Annotated in this window: 16 protein-coding genes and 1 riboswitch; of the genes, 7 read left to right on the top strand and 9 right to left on the bottom strand. The window is 62.6% G+C overall.

From position 1 onward, the window contains the following. Nucleotides 1-2 precede the first annotated feature (2 nt). Nucleotides 3-722: a 16S rRNA (uracil(1498)-N(3))-methyltransferase gene (locus KI242_RS29435; protein ID WP_019095274.1), complete on the bottom strand. Its 720-nt coding sequence runs from the start codon at nt 720-722 to the stop codon at nt 3-5. An 83-nt stretch (nt 723-805) separates the two neighbouring features. Continuing rightward, nucleotides 806-2,212 carry an adenosylmethionine--8-amino-7-oxononanoate transaminase gene (locus KI242_RS29430; RefSeq protein ID WP_210672420.1) on the bottom strand — a complete coding sequence of 469 codons (1,407 nt, stop codon included), beginning with the start codon at nt 2,210-2,212 and terminating at the stop codon, nt 806-808. 317 nt (nt 2,213-2,529) lie between these two features. Here KI242_RS29430 and KI242_RS29425 point away from each other — a divergent pair, with 317 nt between their 5' ends. After that, a complete protein-coding gene (locus tag KI242_RS29425; RefSeq protein ID WP_210672421.1) occupies nt 2,530-3,081 on the top strand; it encodes a cytochrome b in 552 nt (183 codons plus the stop codon). Nucleotides 3,082-3,113: 32 nt separating this feature from the next. Continuing rightward, nucleotides 3,114-3,710: a YceI family protein gene (locus KI242_RS29420; protein WP_011063976.1), complete on the top strand. Its 597-nt coding sequence runs from the start codon at nt 3,114-3,116 to the stop codon at nt 3,708-3,710. Between the two features lie 299 nt (nt 3,711-4,009). On the opposite strand, the gene KI242_RS29415 is transcribed toward KI242_RS29420, so the two are convergent. The 4 genes from KI242_RS29415 to ahcY all read right to left on the bottom strand — a co-directional run bounded on the left by KI242_RS29415 (nt 4,010) and on the right by ahcY (nt 9,486). Continuing rightward, nucleotides 4,010-5,878 carry a DEAD/DEAH box helicase gene (locus tag KI242_RS29415; protein WP_011063975.1) on the bottom strand — a complete coding sequence of 623 codons (1,869 nt, stop codon included), beginning with the start codon at nt 5,876-5,878 and terminating at the stop codon, nt 4,010-4,012. Nucleotides 5,879-6,101: 223 nt separating this feature from the next. Beyond that, a complete protein-coding gene (locus KI242_RS29410) occupies nt 6,102-6,917 on the bottom strand; it encodes a transporter substrate-binding domain-containing protein (RefSeq protein WP_011063974.1) in 816 nt (271 codons plus the stop codon). 124 nt (nt 6,918-7,041) lie between these two features. Further along, nucleotides 7,042-7,887, bottom strand: coding sequence for a methylenetetrahydrofolate reductase [NAD(P)H] (gene metF / locus KI242_RS29405; protein WP_123431072.1), 846 nt, complete (start codon nt 7,885-7,887; stop codon nt 7,042-7,044). 189 nt (nt 7,888-8,076) lie between these two features. Further along, a complete protein-coding gene (gene ahcY, locus KI242_RS29400) occupies nt 8,077-9,486 on the bottom strand; it encodes an adenosylhomocysteinase (protein ID WP_011063972.1) in 1,410 nt (469 codons plus the stop codon). 21 nt (nt 9,487-9,507) lie between these two features. Next, nucleotides 9,508-9,614, bottom strand: a riboswitch (S-adenosyl-L-homocysteine riboswitch). 199 nt (nt 9,615-9,813) lie between these two features. Here ahcY and KI242_RS29395 point away from each other — a divergent pair. Both KI242_RS29395 and KI242_RS29390 read left to right on the top strand, forming a co-directional pair. Then, nucleotides 9,814-10,218 carry a hotdog domain-containing protein gene (locus KI242_RS29395; RefSeq protein ID WP_011063971.1) on the top strand — a complete coding sequence of 135 codons (405 nt, stop codon included), beginning with the start codon at nt 9,814-9,816 and terminating at the stop codon, nt 10,216-10,218. Nucleotides 10,219-10,291: 73 nt separating this feature from the next. Continuing rightward, nucleotides 10,292-11,179, top strand: a complete 888-nt coding sequence (locus tag KI242_RS29390; protein ID WP_123472663.1) for a formate/nitrite transporter family protein — start codon at nt 10,292-10,294, stop codon at nt 11,177-11,179. On the opposite strand, the gene KI242_RS29385 is transcribed toward KI242_RS29390, so the two are convergent. Further along, a complete protein-coding gene (locus tag KI242_RS29385) occupies nt 11,180-12,439 on the bottom strand; it encodes a sodium:proton antiporter (RefSeq protein ID WP_011063969.1) in 1,260 nt (419 codons plus the stop codon). It lies immediately after the preceding gene. Between the two features lie 49 nt (nt 12,440-12,488). Continuing rightward, nucleotides 12,489-12,683, bottom strand: coding sequence for a hypothetical protein (locus KI242_RS29380; protein WP_015637339.1), 195 nt, complete (start codon nt 12,681-12,683; stop codon nt 12,489-12,491). A gap of 67 nt (nt 12,684-12,750) precedes the next feature. Between KI242_RS29380 and KI242_RS29375 the strand changes: the two genes are divergently transcribed. Both KI242_RS29375 and KI242_RS29370 read left to right on the top strand, forming a co-directional pair. Next, the gene (locus tag KI242_RS29375; protein WP_011063968.1) at nt 12,751-13,584 is read left to right on the top strand and encodes an EamA family transporter; all 834 of its coding nucleotides are present in this window, start codon (nt 12,751-12,753) and stop codon (nt 13,582-13,584) included. Nucleotides 13,585-13,619: 35 nt separating this feature from the next. Next, entirely contained in the window at nt 13,620-14,003 is a 384-nt protein-coding gene (locus tag KI242_RS29370; protein ID WP_011063967.1) for an MAPEG family protein, read from the top strand. Between the two features lie 43 nt (nt 14,004-14,046). Here KI242_RS29370 and KI242_RS29365 read toward each other — a convergent pair whose 3' ends face one another. Beyond that, entirely contained in the window at nt 14,047-15,222 is a 1,176-nt protein-coding gene (locus KI242_RS29365; protein ID WP_015637337.1) for an MltA domain-containing protein, read from the bottom strand. A 132-nt stretch (nt 15,223-15,354) separates the two neighbouring features. Here KI242_RS29365 and KI242_RS29360 point away from each other — a divergent pair, with 132 nt between their 5' ends. Continuing rightward, entirely contained in the window at nt 15,355-15,804 is a 450-nt protein-coding gene (locus KI242_RS29360) for a cytochrome c (RefSeq protein WP_011063965.1), read from the top strand. Nucleotides 15,805-15,826: the final 22 nt, after the last annotated feature.

Genomic DNA, 15,826 nt, shown 5'->3' with positions numbered 1-15,826 from the left:
GGTTAGAAATCGCCCCACAGTTGCTGGGCCACGGCCAGGGCCACCACCGGGGCGGTTTCGGTACGCAGCACCCGCGGCCCCAGGCGCGCGGGGAGGAAACCGGCGCTGTGGGACAGTTCCACTTCGGCGTCTGTCAGGCCGCCTTCAGGGCCAATGAGGAACGCCAGGCTGGCAGGCTTGGCGTGGCTTTCCAGGGGCTGGGCCACGGGGTGCAGCACCAGCTTCAGGTCGGCCCGGGCCTGCTTGATCCAGTCCGCCAGCAGCACGGGTGGGTGGATCACCGGGACCTGTGAGCGGCCGCACTGTTCGCAGGCGCTGATGGCCACCTGGCGCCAGTGCAGCAGGCGCTTGTCGGCGCGTTCGTCCTTGAGCCGCACTTCGCAGCGCTCGCTGAAGATCGGGGTGATCTCGCTGACCCCAAGCTCGGTGGCTTTCTGGATCGCCCAGTCCATGCGCTCGCCCCGGGACAGGCCCTGGCCCAGGTGAATCCGCAGGGGCGATTCTGCCTGGCCGGCGAAGCTTTCATTCAGCTGGACCCGAACCCGCTTCTTGCCCACTTCCACCAGAGCCCCGCGAAACTCGGTACCCGAGCCATCGAACACCTGCAGGGCAGCACCTTCGGCCATGCGCAGTACGCGCCCGATGTAGTGTGCCTGGGCTTCCGGCAACTCGTGTTCGCCTAGGCTCAGGGGGGCGTCGATAAAGAAGCGGGACAATCTCATCTGGGTTCTCTGTTGAATGTGAATCGGTGGAAAGCGTTCTGTGGCGAGGGAGCAAGCTCCCTCGCCACAACTAACGACCTGCTCTAGCCCGGATCGCGAAAGCCGGGGTGGAAGTCCTTGGGCACCGCCACGCTGACCTGGTCGCGGGTGGCGATATCGATGCCTTCACTGGCGACTTCGGCGAGGAAGTCGATCTGTTCCGGGGTGATCACGTACGGCGGCAGGAAATACACCACGCTGCCCAGGGGACGCAACAGGGCGCCGCGTTCCAGGGCGTGCTGGAAGACTTTCAGGCCGCGGCGTTCCTGCCAGGGGTAGGCGGTCTTGCTGGCCTTGTCCTGGACCATCTCGATGGCCAGGACCATGCCGGTCTGGCGTACTTCGGCAACGTGGGGGTGGTCCACCAGGTGCGCGGTGGCGCTGGCCATGCGCCGGGCAAGCGCGTGGTTGTTCTCCACCACCTTGTCCTGCTCGAAGATATCCAGGGTCGCCAGGGCCGCGGCACAGGCCAGCGGGTTACCGGTGTAGCTGTGGGAGTGGAGGAAGGCGCGCAGGGTCGGGTAGTCGTCGTAGAAGGCGCTGTAGACATCGTCGGTGGTCATGCACGCGGCCAGGGGCAGGTAGCCGCCGGTCAGGGCCTTGGACAGGCACAGGAAATCCGGGCGGATGCCGGCCTGCTCGCAGGCGAACATCGTGCCGGTGCGGCCGAAACCCACGGCGATCTCGTCATGGATCAGGTGCACGCCATAGCGGTCGCAGGCTTCGCGCAGCAGCTTGAGGTACACCGGGTGATACATGCGCATGCCGCCGGCGCCCTGGATCAGCGGCTCGACTATGACCGCGGCCACTGTTTCGTGGTGCTCGGCCAGGGTCTGCTCCATGGCGGCGAACAGGTTCCGCGAGTGTTCTTCCCAGCTCATGCCTTCGGGCCGCAGGTAGCAGTCCGGGCTCGGCACCTTGAGGGTGTCCAGCAGCAGGGCCTTGTAAGTCTCGGTGAACAGCGGCACATCGCCCACTGACATGGCGGCGATGGTTTCGCCGTGGTAGCTGTTGCTCAGGGTGACGAAGCGCTTCTTGTTCGGTTGGCCGCGGTTGATCCAGTAGTGAAAGCTCATCTTCATCGCCACTTCGATGCATGACGAACCGTTGTCGGCGTAGAAGCAGCGGGTCAGGCCTTCGGGGGTGATCTTGACCAGGCGCTCGGACAACTCGATCACCGGCTGGTGGCTGAAGCCGGCGAGGATCACGTGTTCCAGCTGGTCCACCTGGTCCTTGATGCGCTGGTTGATGCGCGGGTTGGCGTGGCCGAACACATTGACCCACCAGGAGCTGACCGCATCCAGGTAGCGTTTGCCTTCGAAGTCTTCCAGCCAGACGCCTTCGCCTCGCTTGATGGGGATCAACGGCAGCTGTTCGTGGTCTTTCATCTGGGTGCAGGGATGCCACAGCACCGCAAGATCGCGTTGCATCCACTGGTTATTCAGGCCCATGTACAGTCTCCTGGAAGCGGCCCGCCAACGGCGCGGGCGAACAATCGGGCAAGCCTATGCAATGCATGGCCGCGGGACAACCTATTGTGCAAGGCGCGCCACGGCGTGATGCGTCAGGTGCAAAGACGCCGCCTGCAAGACCCAGGGCACGGCACGAGGGAGCAAGGAGGCTGGCTTGGCGTGAGGCTTAATCTTTTCTTAACGCGTTCGGTCCAGACTACTGATCGTATTTCTCGATATTTCAAAGCAAAAAATTCCGCTTTAATTCGATAGGTAAATCGCTAGTCTTGATCTGCGTTTCTTACAGGATGCAACTGATGCAGTTACGTAATTCTTCTTCTCGCTATGGTTGGATCAGCATTGTTCTGCACTGGGGCGTGGCCCTGGCGGTGTTTGGTCTGTTCGCCCTGGGCCTGTGGATGGTCGGCCTCGACTACTACAGCACCTGGCGCAAAGACGCGCCGGACCTGCACAAGAGTATCGGCCTGACACTGTTTGCAATCATGCTGCTGCGGGTGTTGTGGCGGTGGGTCAGCCCACCGCCGCCGGCCCCGGCCAACCATGGGCCGCTGACCCGCCTGGGGGCCAAGCTGGGGCACGCGTTCCTCTACCTCGGCCTGTTCGCGGTCATGATTGCCGGTTACCTGATCTCCACCGCCGACGGCGTGGGTATCCCGGTGTTCGGCTTGTTTGAAGTTCCTGCCCTGATCTCCGGACTACCGGACCAGGCAGATGTAGCAGGTGTGGTGCATCTGTACCTGGCCTGGGCACTGGTGATCTTTGCCGGTATCCATGGCCTGGCTGCGCTGAAGCACCACTTTATCGATCGTGATGCGACCCTTACCCGTATGCTGGGTCGCAAAGCCTGATGTTCAACCTTGACTCAAAAGGAATAGAAAGCATGTTGAAAAAGACTCTCGCCGCTCTGGCAATCGGATCTGCTGTATTGGCGGCCGGTCAAGTGATGGCAGCGGACTACGTGATCGACAAGGAAGGCCAGCATGCCTTCGTCGACTTCAAGATCAGCCACCTGGGCTACAGCTTCATCACCGGTACCTTCAAGGACCTGGACGGCAAGTTCAGCTTTGACGCGGCCAAGCCGGAAGACGCCAAGATCGAAGTCAACGTGCGCACCGCCAGCGTGTTCACCAACCACGCCGAACGTGACAAGCACATCACCAGCAAGGACTTCCTGGACGCTGGCAAGTTTGCCGACGCCAAGTTCGTCTCCACCAGCGTCAAGCCCACCGGCAAGAACGCCGACGGCAAGCTGACCGCTGACGTGGCCGGCGACCTGACCCTGCACGGCGTGACCAAGCCAGTCGTGGTCAAGGCCACCTTCCTGGGTGAAGGCAAGGACCCATGGGGCGGCTACCGTGCCGGCTTCGAAGGTACCACCAGCATCAATCGCCAGGATTTCGGCAAGATGATGGACCTGGGCCCGGCCTCCAACAATGTCGACCTGTACATCAGCTTCGAAGGCGTGAAAGCGAAGTGATGCTTCGTCTGTAGCCGCTGCCGCAGGCTGCGACAAGGCCCGCAGGGCCTTCGCGATCTCCCCCGCACAGCCCTTATAGGACTGATCGCAACCTGCGAAAGCAAAAAAACGCCCCCGACCACAAACCGGGGGCTTTTTTTATTGCCCGTCATGAAACACGGTGAGCCGGTCAGGTCCTGGCACCGGGTTCCCCGTCGTTCGCAGCCTTCGGCAGCGGCTACAGAAACGCCCTCGACCAGCCACCATGAAAAACGCCCCGGGCCTTGCGGCCAGGGGCGTTTTTCATTTCAGCGCGAGGCTCAGCGGTTGCGGGTCAGCAGCGCCGGCTTTTCGCCCCGTGGACGGCTTGGCAACTGATCCAGCTGCTCAGGCGTCGGGAAACGATCGGCCTTGGATTCCTTGTGCATGATCTTCGGCTGGTTGCCCCGAGGATTCTGCACGGCCGGTTCCTGGCGTGGCTGATCGTCACGGTTCGGGCGGCGATTGCGCGGCTCGTCGCGACGGCCCTGGCTGTCACGAGGGGCGCCGTTGCGCGGGCCGCCACTGCGCTTGGCCGGCGCGGTGCCGGTGGTGCTGCCGTTGCTGTTGCGCGGGTTGCCGGAACGACCCTGGCCACCACCGGCACCGCCGCGTGGCGGATTGCCAGCGCCCGCACCCTGGGCCGGAGCCCCTGGGCGGCGGCCGCGGCCCTGGTTGTTCTTGTTCTGGTACGGGCTGACGTAGTCAGCGCGGTTACCGAAGTTGTCCACGTCGTCGTCGAGGAACTCGTCCGGTGCGCGATCGGCACGGGGCGTCGGTTGACGCTGTTCGCGGGCCGGGGTGCCCTCACGAGGCTTCTGCTCGCGGGCCGGGCGTTCGCCACGGGCGGGTTTTTCCTTGCCGCCCTTGTCCTTGCCCTTGTCCTTGCGACCGCCACCACCGCCACCGCCGTTCGGGCCATCGCCGCGTGGGCCACGGGGATTGCGCGGGTTGCGCACATCCGGACGCTCGCGCACTTCCGGCTTCTCGGCTTCCACTGCGCTGGCATCGAAGCCCATCAGGTCACCGTCGGCGATCTTCTGCTTGGTCATGCGCTCGATGCTTTTCAGCAGTTTCTCTTCGTCCGGAGCCACCAGGGAGATGGCTTCGCCGGAGCGACCGGCACGGCCGGTACGGCCAATACGGTGCACGTAGTCTTCGTCGACGTTAGGCAGTTCGAAGTTGACCACGTGAGGCAGTTGGTCGATATCCAGGCCGCGGGCGGCGATATCGGTGGCGACCAGGATCCGCACTTCGCCGGCCTTGAAGTCGGCCAGCGCTTTGGTACGGGCGTTCTGGCTCTTGTTGCCGTGGATCGCCACAGCGCTCAGGCCGTGCTTGTCCAGGTACTCGGCCAGGCGGTTGGCGCCGTGCTTGGTCCGGGTGAACACCAGGACCTGTTCCCAGGCGCCGGCGGTGATCAGGTGCGCCAGCAGGGCACGCTTGTGGCTGGCCGGCAGGCGGAAGACCCGCTGCTCGATACGCTCCACCGTGGTGTTCGGCGGGGTCACTTCGATGCGCTCGGGGTTGTGCAGCAGCTTGCCGGCCAGGTCCGTGATGTCCTTGGAGAAGGTCGCGGAGAACAGCAGGTTCTGGCGCTTGGCCGGCAGGCGGGCGAGGACTTTCTTGACGTCATGGACGAAGCCCATGTCGAGCATGCGGTCGGCTTCGTCGAGAACCAGGATTTCCACGTGGGACAGGTCGACGCTGCCCTGGCCAGCCAGGTCCAGCAGACGGCCGGGGCACGCCACCAGCACATCGACGCCACGGGCCATGGCCTGAACCTGCGGGTTCATGCCGACGCCGCCGAAGATGCAGGCGCTGACGAACTTCAGGTCGCGGGCGTACAGCTTGAAGCTGTCATGCACTTGCGCGGCCAGCTCGCGAGTGGGGGTCAGGACCAGTACGCGGGGTTGGCGCGGGCCGTGACGCTGGGATTTGTCCGGATGACCGTTGGGAAACAACCGTTCCAGGATCGGAAGGGCGAAACCGCCGGTTTTACCAGTACCTGTCTGTGCCGCGACCATCAGATCGCGACCTTGCAACACGGCGGGAATGGCCCGCTGTTGCACCGGAGTAGGCTGGGTGTAGCCGGCGGCTTCGATGGCGCCGACTAAAGCCTCGGAGAGACCGAGGGAAGCAAAGGACATGAGTAATCCTGTTTTAGTGAGGGCTTGGCCCAAAGGGATAATCTTGCCGGGCGTGAATGGCGTTTAAGAGGACGCTATCCCGTCCGGTCCTGCTGGCCTGAAGGGTCATTCACCGGCGGCTCGCGCGGGCCGGTTGGCTGCGCAGTAGCGGGGTGGAGAGGCCTTGAACAGGGTCCAGCGTCCGGGCGTGAGCCTGGCGGGAGGCCGGAGTATAACAGAGCAATCAGTGTGCGCTGCTTTCCTGCTGCTCAACGGTTTTTTCTGACTCGCGGGTTGATGAAGACCTGACCGGCGGCAGAGCAGGTTCAGCACCGTACTTGGCGCTCAGTTGGGCGTAGGCCGGTTCGCGCTTGAAGCGCTTCAGTTCGGCGCCGAAGCGCTGTACCAGCAGGTCCATGCCGGCATTGCGGCGCACGGCCAGGTATTGGCTCTGGCGGCTGATGACAGTGGGGTTCTGGCTGACCTGGTCACGCAGCCCCAGGCTGTCCAGCAGGTGCTGGCCGACCCGTTTGTCGGTAATCAGCAGGTCGATCCGCCCCAGCAGCAGCTTGCCGAAATTGGCTTCGTGGGTGGGGGCCGGTTCGCGGTTGAACAGGGTCGAGTTGCTGAAATCGTCGCTGTACAGATAGCCGGGGGAAGTGCCGATGGTCAGGCCCTTGAGTTCGTTCAGGCGCTTGAACGGGTGTGGGCGCTGGTTGGCATAGAACATCACGAACTCCACGTCCGAGAGCGGCTCGTTGGGGTAGAGCAGGGTGCCGTCGCGCTGGTCGCTGTGGAAGATGTCCAGGGCGCCATCGGCCTGGCCGGTTTCCAGCATCGCCAGGCAGCGTTTCCAGGGCAGGAACTGCCACTGCACCTCTATGCCCAGGCGCTGGAAGACAATGGCGGTGGTTTCGTAGTCCAGGCCCTTGGCCGTGCCATTTTCCTCATAGACATAGGGCGCCCAGGGTTCGGTGACAATGCGCAGCTTCTCGCCATGGGCGGCAAGGCTCAGGCAAGTGCAGAGAAAGGTGGTCAGCAACCGGGCTATGACGGACATTGCTGGAGATTACGACGAGAGATCATGCAATTGCTAGAGGCAGTTCCGGACGCTCTAGCTCAAGGCTGCTGCAAACAAAAAGGCCCCGGTTTTCACCAGGGCCCGGAGCTTGGGTTGCAGCCTGTCAGCGTGGCAGCTGGAGGTTGCTCCAGATCGCCAGGCTCGGGTCGGCCTGGTTCAAGGTATAGAAGTGCAGTCCGGGTGCGCCGCCCTGGAGCAGGCGTTCGCACATGTCACTGATTACCTGTTCACCGAAGGCCTGGATGCTGGCGCTGTCATCGCCATAGGCTTCCAGCTGCTTGCGGATCCAGCGCGGAATCTCTGCGCCGCAGGCGTCGGAGAAGCGCGCCAGCTTGCTGTAGTTGGTGATGGGCATGATGCCCGGCACGATCGGGATGTTCACGCCCATCTTCTGCACGCGCTCGACGAAGTAGAAGTAGCTGTCGGCGTTGAAGAAGTACTGGGTGATCGCGCTGTCGGCACCGGCATTGGCCTTGCGCACGAAGTTGACCAGGTCTTCCTCGAAGTTGCGCGCTTGCGGGTGCATTTCTGGGTAGGCGGCGACTTCGATATGGAAGTGGCTGCCGGTTTCCTCGCGGATGAAGCTCACCAGGTCATTGGCGTAGCGCAGTTCACCGCTGGCCATGCCCATGCCCGAAGGCAGGTCGCCACGCAGGGCGACAATGCGCTTGATGCCGGCTGCCTGGTACTGCTGCAGCAGGCCGCGCAGGTCGTCCTTGCTGTCGCCGACGCAGGACAGGTGCGGCGCCGCAGGGACTTTAACTTCGCTCTCCAGTTGCAGCACGGTGTTGACCGTGCGATCACGGGTCGAGCCGCCGGCACCGTAGGTGCAGGAAAAGAAATCGGGGTTGTAGCCGGCCAGCTGACGGGCAGTGGCGAGCAGTTTTTCATGCCCAGCATCGGTCTTGGTGGGGAAGAACTCGAAGCTGTAGCGACGATCTTTGGACATGGAGGGGACCTCCAGTTGCAAGTAACAGGCGGCAAGCGCCAAGAAAAAGCGGAGGTGCGCTGGTTTCTTGTGCCTGCAGCCTGCTGCTTGAAACTGCTATAGCGATTAGGGCAAGCACCAGGTCAGTTGCAGCAAGCAGAGCTTTTGGCTCTTTGCTTGCCGCTGATGACTTGCCGCCTGCAGCTGCTCTTAGTAGCGGTAGGCGTCTGGCTTGAACGGGCCTTCGACGGTTACGCCGATGTATTCAGCCTGTTGCTTGGTCAGTTGAGTGACCACGCCGCCGAAGCCGCGAACCATTTCCAGGGCCACTTCTTCGTCGAGTTTCTTCGGCAGTACTTCAACAGTCAGGCGCTCGGCTTTCTGGGCCGGCGACAGGTCGGCGTACTTCTGGCCGAACAGGAAGATCTGTGCCAGGACCTGGTTGGCGAACGAACCGTCCATGATGCGGCTTGGGTGACCGGTGGCGTTGCCCAGGTTCACCAGGCGGCCTTCGGCCAGCAGGATCAGGTAGTCGTCGTTCTGTGCATCGAAATCGCCAGGGCCGGTGCGGTGGATCTTGTGCACCTGTGGCTTCACTTCTTCCCATGCCCAGTTCTTGCGCATGAAAGCGGTGTCGATTTCGTTGTCGAAGTGGCCGATGTTGCAGACCACGGCACGCTTTTTCAGGGCCTTGAGCATGTTTGCGTCGCAAACATTGACGTTACCGGTGGTGGTCACGATCAGGTCGATCTTGCCCAGCAGGGCTTTGTCGATGCTGGCTTCGGTGCCGTGGTTGATACCGTCGATGAACGGCGAAACCAGCTCGAAACCGTCCATGCAGGCTTGCATGGCGCAGATCGGGTCCACTTCCGAAACCTTGACGATCATGCCTTCCTGACGCAGGGACTGGGCCGAGCCCTTGCCCACGTCACCGTAGCCGATGACCAGCGCTTGCTTGCCGGACAGCAGGTGGTCGGTGCCGCGCTTGATGGCGTCGTTCAGGCTGTGACGGCAGCCGTACTTGTTGTCGTTCTTGCTCTTGGTCACCGAGTCGTTGACGTTGATCGCAGGAACCTTCAGCTCGCCCTTGGCCAGCATGTCCAGCAGGCGGTGCACGCCGGTGGTGGTTTCTTCGGTCACGCCGTGAACGCGGTCCAGTACCTGTGGGTACTTGTCGTGCAGCAGCTGGGTCAGGTCGCCGCCGTCGTCGAGGATCATGTTGGCGTCCCAAGGCTTGCCATCCTTGAGGATGGTCTGCTCCAGGCACCACTCGTACTCTTCTTCGGTCTCGCCTTTCCAGGCGAACACAGGAATGCCGGCAGCGGCGATGGAGGCTGCAGCCTGGTCTTGAGTCGAGAAAATGTTGCAGGACGACCAGCGTACTTCGGCACCCAGGGCAACCAGGGTTTCGATCAGCACGGCGGTCTGGATGGTCATGTGGATGCAGCCGAGGATCTTGGCGCCCTTGAGTGGCTGTTCAGCCAGGTACTTGCGGCGCAGACCCATCAGGGCCGGCATTTCCGATTCGGCGATGATGGTTTCGCGACGACCCCAGGCAGCCAGGGAGATGTCGGCGACTTTGTAGTCGGTAAAACCTGCAGGCGTGTTTACAGCGCTCATCAAGAGCCTCCATTCGTAGTGTGCGAATGGGCGCCGTTGTGCGTTTAGTGTCCATACAGGGAGCCCTGTACCAACAACGCCCCATCCGAGCCTGACAGGTCATGCCTGCTGCAGCGCCCCTCGGACAGGTGGCGGGAAAACGGTATCAAGTGCAGATGACCGTTTTGAAACGGTGGCGATTATAGCCGCCTGAGCCAGACTTCCAAAAGTGTTTATGTCACCTGGATGAAGATCGTTAATCGCGACCATAGTCGATGTTGCGTAGAGCATGACTGCCCGGTCTGCCATTATGCCGGGCATCAATTGGCAGGACGGTCAGGAGTGCATATGAATTTCCACACCCGCAAGTGGGTAAAACCCGAAGACCTTAACCCCAACGGCACGCTGTTCGGCGGCAGCCTGTTGCGCTGGATCGACGAAGAAGCGGCGATCTACGCCATTGTCCAGCTGGGCAACCAGCGAGTCGTGACCAAGTACATCTCGGAAATCAACTTCGTCAGCGCCTCGCGCCAGGGCGACATCATCGAGCTGGGTATCACCGCCACCGAATTCGGTCGTACCTCGATCACCCTGACGTGCGAAGTGCGCAACAAGATCACTCGCAAATCCATTCTCACGGTGGAGAAGATGGTCTTCGTCAACCTGGGGGAAGACGGCCTGCCGGCGCCTCACGGCCGCACCGAAATCAAATACGTCAAAGACCAGTTCAAGGATGACGCTTCCGACGCCTGATGCCTTGCGCAGAAAGGAACAGCCCCGAGCCCAGCGTGTCGTAGCTAAATGACCCGCCTGGTTCAGGAGCCTTATGGACGCGCAAAAAGATGGCAAGACCCCCGGCCTCTCTGCTCAAGAGCAGCATGAGGTCGACCATAACCAGCCGCCCCGCGCGGCGGTCCTGCATGAAATCATCCGCACCCAGGGCGACCAGGAACTGGAGCGCACTGTCGCAGCCCTCTGGTGGTCGGCCCTGGCTGCCGGCCTGACCATGGGCCTGTCGCTGATGGGCATGGGCCTGCTCAACTCCCGCCTGCCCGACGGCGAGGCCTTCAAGGTCATTGCCAGCTTTGGCTATTGCGCGGGTTTTCTGGCGGTGATTCTGGCGCGCCAGCAACTGTTCACGGAAAACACCCTGACTGCCGTGCTGCCGGTGATGAGCAAGCCGAGCCTGAACAACTTCGGGCGCTTGCTGCGCTTGTGGGGCGTGGTGCTGGTGGGCAACCTGTGCGGCACCCTGCTGGTGGCCTATGTGATGCTGCACTTGCCGATTTTCGACGGCAAGACCGATCAGGCCTTTCTGGAAATCGGCCGCAAGGTCATGGAGAACGACAGAGCGCAGATGTTCGCCAAGGGCATCATCTCCGGCTGGATGATTGCCACCATGGTCTGGATGATCCCGTCCATGGAGAGCGCCAAGCTGTGGATCATCATCCTGATCACCTATCTGATGGCGCTGGGGGATTTCACTCACATCGTGGTGGGCTCGGCGGAAGTGTCCTACCTGGTATTTGCCGGCGAGTTGCCGTGGCGGGATTTCTGGATGGTGTTCGCCGGGCCGACCCTGGCCGGGAATATCATTGGAGGCAGTTTCATCTTCGCCCTGATCAGCCATGCCCAGGTGCGTAGTGAAAGTGGCAAGCCGAACAGGAACGCGGACCGGGCACCGGCGCCCGATCCGCGGCAGATCAAGAAATGATCAGTGGGCCTCGGCCTTGGCCGCCGGGGCATCCTGGGTGACATGGCGCACCAGTTTGCCGATGGTCAGACCCTGCAGCAGGATCGACGACAACACCACGATGTAGGTGATGCTCAGCACCAGGTCACGCTCCGGCCCCAGGGGCAGGGCCAGCGCCAGCGCCACCGAGACGCCACCGCGCAAGCCGCCCCAGGTCAGCACGCGGATAGTGCCCCGGGGCACGCTGCGCCAGCGCCGCAACAGGAGGATTGCCGGGGCCACGGTGAGCACGCGAGAGAGCACGATGGCCACGGCCAGCAGGCTGGCGGCCGCCAGGTGCAGCCAGTTGAACGGCAGCAGCAACAGCTCCAGGCCGATCAGGGCGAACAGCAGGGCATTGAGCATGTCGTCGAGCAACTCCCAGAAACCGTCCAGGTAGCGCCGGGTCATGTCGTTCATCGCCAGGTTGCGTCCCAGGTTGCCGATGATCAGGCCGGCAACCACCATGGCAATCGGCGCCGAGACGTGCAGCTCGCTGGCCATCGCCGAACCACCGATGACCAGGGCCAGGGTCAGCATCACTTCGATCTGGTGCTGCTCGATGCTCTTGATCATCAGATACACCAGGTAGCCGATCAGCCCGCCGAACAGTACGCCGCCAATGGCCTCATGCACGAACAGCCAGGCCGTGGCAGCCACGGTCGGGGTTTCCCCCAGTTGAGCGATGCCCAGCAGCACGGTGAACACCACTACCGCGGTGCCGTCGTTGAACAGCGATTCGCCGACGATGGTGGTCTTCAGCGGCTTGGAAGCGTTGGCGGTACGCAGCACACCCAGCACGGCAATCGGGTCGGTGGGGGAAATCAGCGCGCCGAACAGCAGGCAGTAGAGAAAGCTCACGTGCCAGCCGAACAGGCCGAAGATCCAGTAGGCCAGGCTGCCGATGACGAAGGTGGCGATCAGCACGCCGACCGTGGCCAGCAGGCCGATGGGCCAGCGGTAGCTGCGCAGGTCGTTGAGGTTGACGTGCAGGGCGCCGGCGAACAGCAGGAACGACAGCATCCAGTTCATCAGCAGATCGCCGAAGTCGATCTTGCCAATCAATTCTTCCACATGTTCTTCCAGGCCGGGGTAGCCCAGGTAGCTCAGGCCTTGCAGCAGCAGCGAGAACAGCAGGGCGGTGACCATCACGCCGATGGTCGGTGGCAAGCCGATAAAGCGGAAGTTGACGTAGGTGAGCAGCGTCGTCAGGCAGATAAAGGCAGCGACAAGTTCAAGCATCCGGACTCCTTTGGATGATTACAGAAAAAGCGACCTGAATGCTTTCAGGCTAAGGGTTTGATGTACCGGCGTCGGCGAGGGACACAGTTTTCGCCATCGTCGCCTGACCGCAGCCATTGACCACAGCCTCGACCCGACGTTGCAGGCACTTGGGGAAAAGTACCTCGAACATGCCCATGTTGCCGAATTGGCTGCTGGCACTGCCAAATGCGCCGGTAGCCCGTGCAAGCAGGGCCGCAGGCATGCGAGGATTCCCGGCTTCTGCCCGGATGTGCGGTATCCGGCTTTTTCAGGCAACCAGGGAGTGCAAGGTGCTGGCGACAAGTCTGGTTTTGGTGGCGGCGTTGTTGCACGCAGCCTGGAACACCCTGATCAAGTTCAGTGGCGAGCGCTTGCTGGTGGTGGCCTGCATGGACACCGTGGCCCTGCTGTTCGTGGCCATCATGCTGTTTTTTCTCGAATCCCCACCACTGGAGATCTGGCCCTGGATCATCGCCTCGGCGGCATTCGAGCTCTTGTATCGATATCTGCTGATCCAGGCCTATCGCGTGGGGGATCTCGGGCTGGTGTACCCGTTGATGCGCGGACTTTCGCCATTGGTGGTGCTGGCGTTGACCCTGGTCTTCGCCGGCGAGGCGCTGAGCACTCAGCAGGTCCTAGGCATTCTGCTGATTCCCTTCGGCATGCTCTGCCTGCTCTGGCAGGGCGGCGGCGGGGCACGGTTGCCCTGGTCGATGCTGCCGGTGGTGGCGCTGATCGGCCTGTGCATCGGTTGCTACACCTATATTGACGGCCAGGCGCTGCGCCGCTGGTCGCACCCGCTGGATTATCTGACCTGGGTCACGCTGCTCAGCGCCTGGCCCTTTCCGCTGGTGGCGGTGGTCTGGAAGCGCCCGGCCTTTGCCCTGTTCTGGCGCGAGCAGTGGCGCCTGGGGCTGAGCGTCGGGTTTTGCGTGTTGTTCAGCTACGCTCTGGTGCTTTGGGCCATGCAACTGGGATCGATCGCCGAAGCGGCTGCGTTGCGTGAAATCAGTGTGATCCTGGTGGTGCTGTTCGGCATGCGCTACCTGAAAGAACCTTTCGGCCGGCCACGGCTCTTAGCCTGTGGACTGGTGCTGATTGGCATGTTGGTGATGAAGTTCTGAAGGCTCCCTAAAAACTCTAAAAAAGGATTTGCTCCATGACTGTCGCTTTCTGGTGTGTGTTGATTGCAATCATCCTGCCCTATCTCTGTACTGCCATCGCCAAGGGCGCCGGCAAATACGGGCTTCGCTACAACCATGACCCACGGGCGTTCCTGAGTACTCTGGAGGGTTTGCCCAAGCGTGCCCACAACGCGCAGCTCAACGGTTTCGAGGTGACCCCGGCATTCGCTGCGGCGGTGATCATCGCCCATGTAGCAGGTAACGCCGAGCTGGTGACGATCAACGTGCTGGCGGTGCTGTTTATCACCAGCCGCCTGCTGTACATGATCTGCTACCTGGCGGACTGGGCGATCCTGCGGTCCCTGGTGTGGTTCGTGGGCATGGGCCTGATCGCCAGTTTCTTCTTCGTTTCAGTCTGAGACACCCTTTTGCAGGAGCCGGCAAGCCGGCTCCTGCAGGGGCTCAAGGGGCGTCGGGCACTTCCGGCACCTTGGGCAGCGCTACGCCCTTGGGCCAGAGCATCCAGATCTGGCCCTGCTGCTTCATGTCTCCGGCCAGTTGCCCCGCGGCATCGCCCGTGCCCCAGAACAGATCGGCGCGCACCTCACCGGTGATTGCGCCGCCCGTGTCCTGGGCGGCTACCGGCCGTACCAGGCTGCTGCCATCCGGGCGGGTGGTGGACAACCACAGCAGGCTGCCCAGGGGGATCACCTTGCGGTCCACGGCCACGCTATAGCCTGACGTCAGCGGTACGTTCAACGAGCCCCGCGGGCCTTCATTGCTATCCGGGTTGCGGTTGAAGAACACGTAGCTGGGGTTGCTGCCCAGCAGCTCGGGAATCCGTGCCGGGTGGGCCTTGGCCCAGGCGGCAATGGTGCCCATGGTCACGTCCTCTTTCTTCAGCTCGCCCTGGTCCACCAGCCAGCGGCCGATGGGACGGTAGGGGTGGCCGTTCTGGTCGGCATAGCCGATCCGCAATTGGCGCCCGTCATCCAGCTGGATTCGCCCGGACCCCTGGATCTGCAGGAATTGCAGGTCCATGGGGTCGGTCAGCCAGGCAATCACCGGGGCCTTGGTTCCCTTGCTTTCGATGGTCGCCGCATCGTCATAGGGCTTGAGTACCCGGCCTTCGAGCCGGCCACGCAGGCGCTTGCCCTTGAGCTCCGGGTAGAGGCTGTCCAGGGCGACGATGATCATGTCCTCCGGCACGCCGTATACCGGCACATTGGCCACCTGGGTCTGGGTCAGGCTGCCGGGATAGACCGGTTCGTAGTAGCCGGTGATCAGGCCGGTACTGCTGCCGTTGCCCGAGCGCAGGCCGTAGACCTGCAGGTGCTCCTTGAGAAAGCCGCGGATGGCCTCGGGGGTTTGCGGCACCGTCGCGGCTGCGGCGCAGGTGGCGCCCCACACCGGGTCGGCCTTGAGGCGGGTGCAGGCGCTGCGCCAGGAGCCGAAACCGGCCAGCAGGTCGTTGTCGGCGACGTTGGGCAGGGCGTCCCAGGTGGCGCTGTTGTAGGTGGCCAGGGCGTGGGTGGGGGCTGGCTTGGTATTGTCGCCGCCGTTGCAGCCAGCGAGCAGCGCCAGGGCCGGCAGGGCCCAGAGCAGATGGCGAGGCCAGCGGAGCGGGCTCGGGTTCATGCTGTATTTCCTTGAGAGGCTGCCCGCCGCATTGGTGATGGGGGACAACCCATATTATTAATAGGGCTATTGGTCTTTGCCGGGGAGGCGAGGATACTGGCCGCCGTTTCCGTGACCAGACCTGAAGCCACCATGACGCTAAAAAGACTTTCTGTTGTATTGCTGGCCTGCCTGACGCTTTCCGCCTGTGGCGGTGTCGATCCCAATTCTCCCCTGGGCCAGCGCAAGGCGATCTTCAAGCAGATGCTCAAGACCGGCGAGGACCTGGGGGGCATGTTGCGTGGGCGGATTCCTTTCGACGGCGCGCGCTTTGCCGAAGGCGCGGTGAAACTCGACAGCCTGTCCCATGAGCCGTGGAAGCACTTCCCCGAGGTCAAGGAAGAGGATCACAGCAGCGCCACCGATGACGTCTGGCGCAAGCAGGCGCGTTTCCAGGAGTTGGCCCGCACCCTGGAAGCCGCCACCGGTGAGCTGGTGACGATCAGCCAGGTCCAGCCCTACAAGGCCAGCAATCTGGGGCCGGCGGTGCAGAAGGTCGAGGATGCTTGCAGCGCCTGCCACAAAGAGTTCCGCAATCACTGATTGGCGGCTCTGCTGAGCAGGG

The organism is Pseudomonas sp. Eqa60, from assembly GCF_018326405.1.
Taxonomy (GTDB): Bacteria; Pseudomonadota; Gammaproteobacteria; order Pseudomonadales; family Pseudomonadaceae; genus Aquipseudomonas; species Aquipseudomonas protegens.
The sequence above is the reverse complement of the archived record's forward strand: the minus strand, read 5'-3'. Positions and strand labels throughout refer to the sequence as shown.

What these genes read in the sequence shown, in the direction of transcription:
- KI242_RS29435 (WP_019095274.1), bottom strand. Translation starts at nt 722, where the DNA reads ATGAGATTGTCCCGCTTCTTTATCGACGCCCCCCTGAGCCTAGGCGAA.
- KI242_RS29430 (WP_210672420.1), bottom strand. Translation starts at nt 2,212, where the DNA reads ATGGGCCTGAATAACCAGTGGATGCAACGCGATCTTGCGGTGCTGTGG.
- KI242_RS29425 (WP_210672421.1), top strand. Translation starts at nt 2,530, where the DNA reads ATGCAGTTACGTAATTCTTCTTCTCGCTATGGTTGGATCAGCATTGTT.
- KI242_RS29420 (WP_011063976.1), top strand. Translation starts at nt 3,114, where the DNA reads ATGTTGAAAAAGACTCTCGCCGCTCTGGCAATCGGATCTGCTGTATTG.
- KI242_RS29415 (WP_011063975.1), bottom strand. Translation starts at nt 5,878, where the DNA reads ATGTCCTTTGCTTCCCTCGGTCTCTCCGAGGCTTTAGTCGGCGCCATC.
- KI242_RS29410 (WP_011063974.1), bottom strand. Translation starts at nt 6,917, where the DNA reads ATGTCCGTCATAGCCCGGTTGCTGACCACCTTTCTCTGCACTTGCCTG.
- metF (WP_123431072.1), bottom strand. Translation starts at nt 7,887, where the DNA reads ATGTCCAAAGATCGTCGCTACAGCTTCGAGTTCTTCCCCACCAAGACC.
- ahcY (WP_011063972.1), bottom strand. Translation starts at nt 9,486, where the DNA reads ATGAGCGCTGTAAACACGCCTGCAGGTTTTACCGACTACAAAGTCGCC.
- KI242_RS29395 (WP_011063971.1), top strand. Translation starts at nt 9,814, where the DNA reads ATGAATTTCCACACCCGCAAGTGGGTAAAACCCGAAGACCTTAACCCC.
- KI242_RS29390 (WP_123472663.1), top strand. Translation starts at nt 10,292, where the DNA reads ATGGACGCGCAAAAAGATGGCAAGACCCCCGGCCTCTCTGCTCAAGAG.
- KI242_RS29385 (WP_011063969.1), bottom strand. Translation starts at nt 12,439, where the DNA reads ATGCTTGAACTTGTCGCTGCCTTTATCTGCCTGACGACGCTGCTCACC.
- KI242_RS29380 (WP_015637339.1), bottom strand. Translation starts at nt 12,683, where the DNA reads ATGCCTGCGGCCCTGCTTGCACGGGCTACCGGCGCATTTGGCAGTGCC.
- KI242_RS29370 (WP_011063967.1), top strand. Translation starts at nt 13,620, where the DNA reads ATGACTGTCGCTTTCTGGTGTGTGTTGATTGCAATCATCCTGCCCTAT.
- KI242_RS29365 (WP_015637337.1), bottom strand. Translation starts at nt 15,222, where the DNA reads ATGAACCCGAGCCCGCTCCGCTGGCCTCGCCATCTGCTCTGGGCCCTG.
- KI242_RS29360 (WP_011063965.1), top strand. Translation starts at nt 15,355, where the DNA reads ATGACGCTAAAAAGACTTTCTGTTGTATTGCTGGCCTGCCTGACGCTT.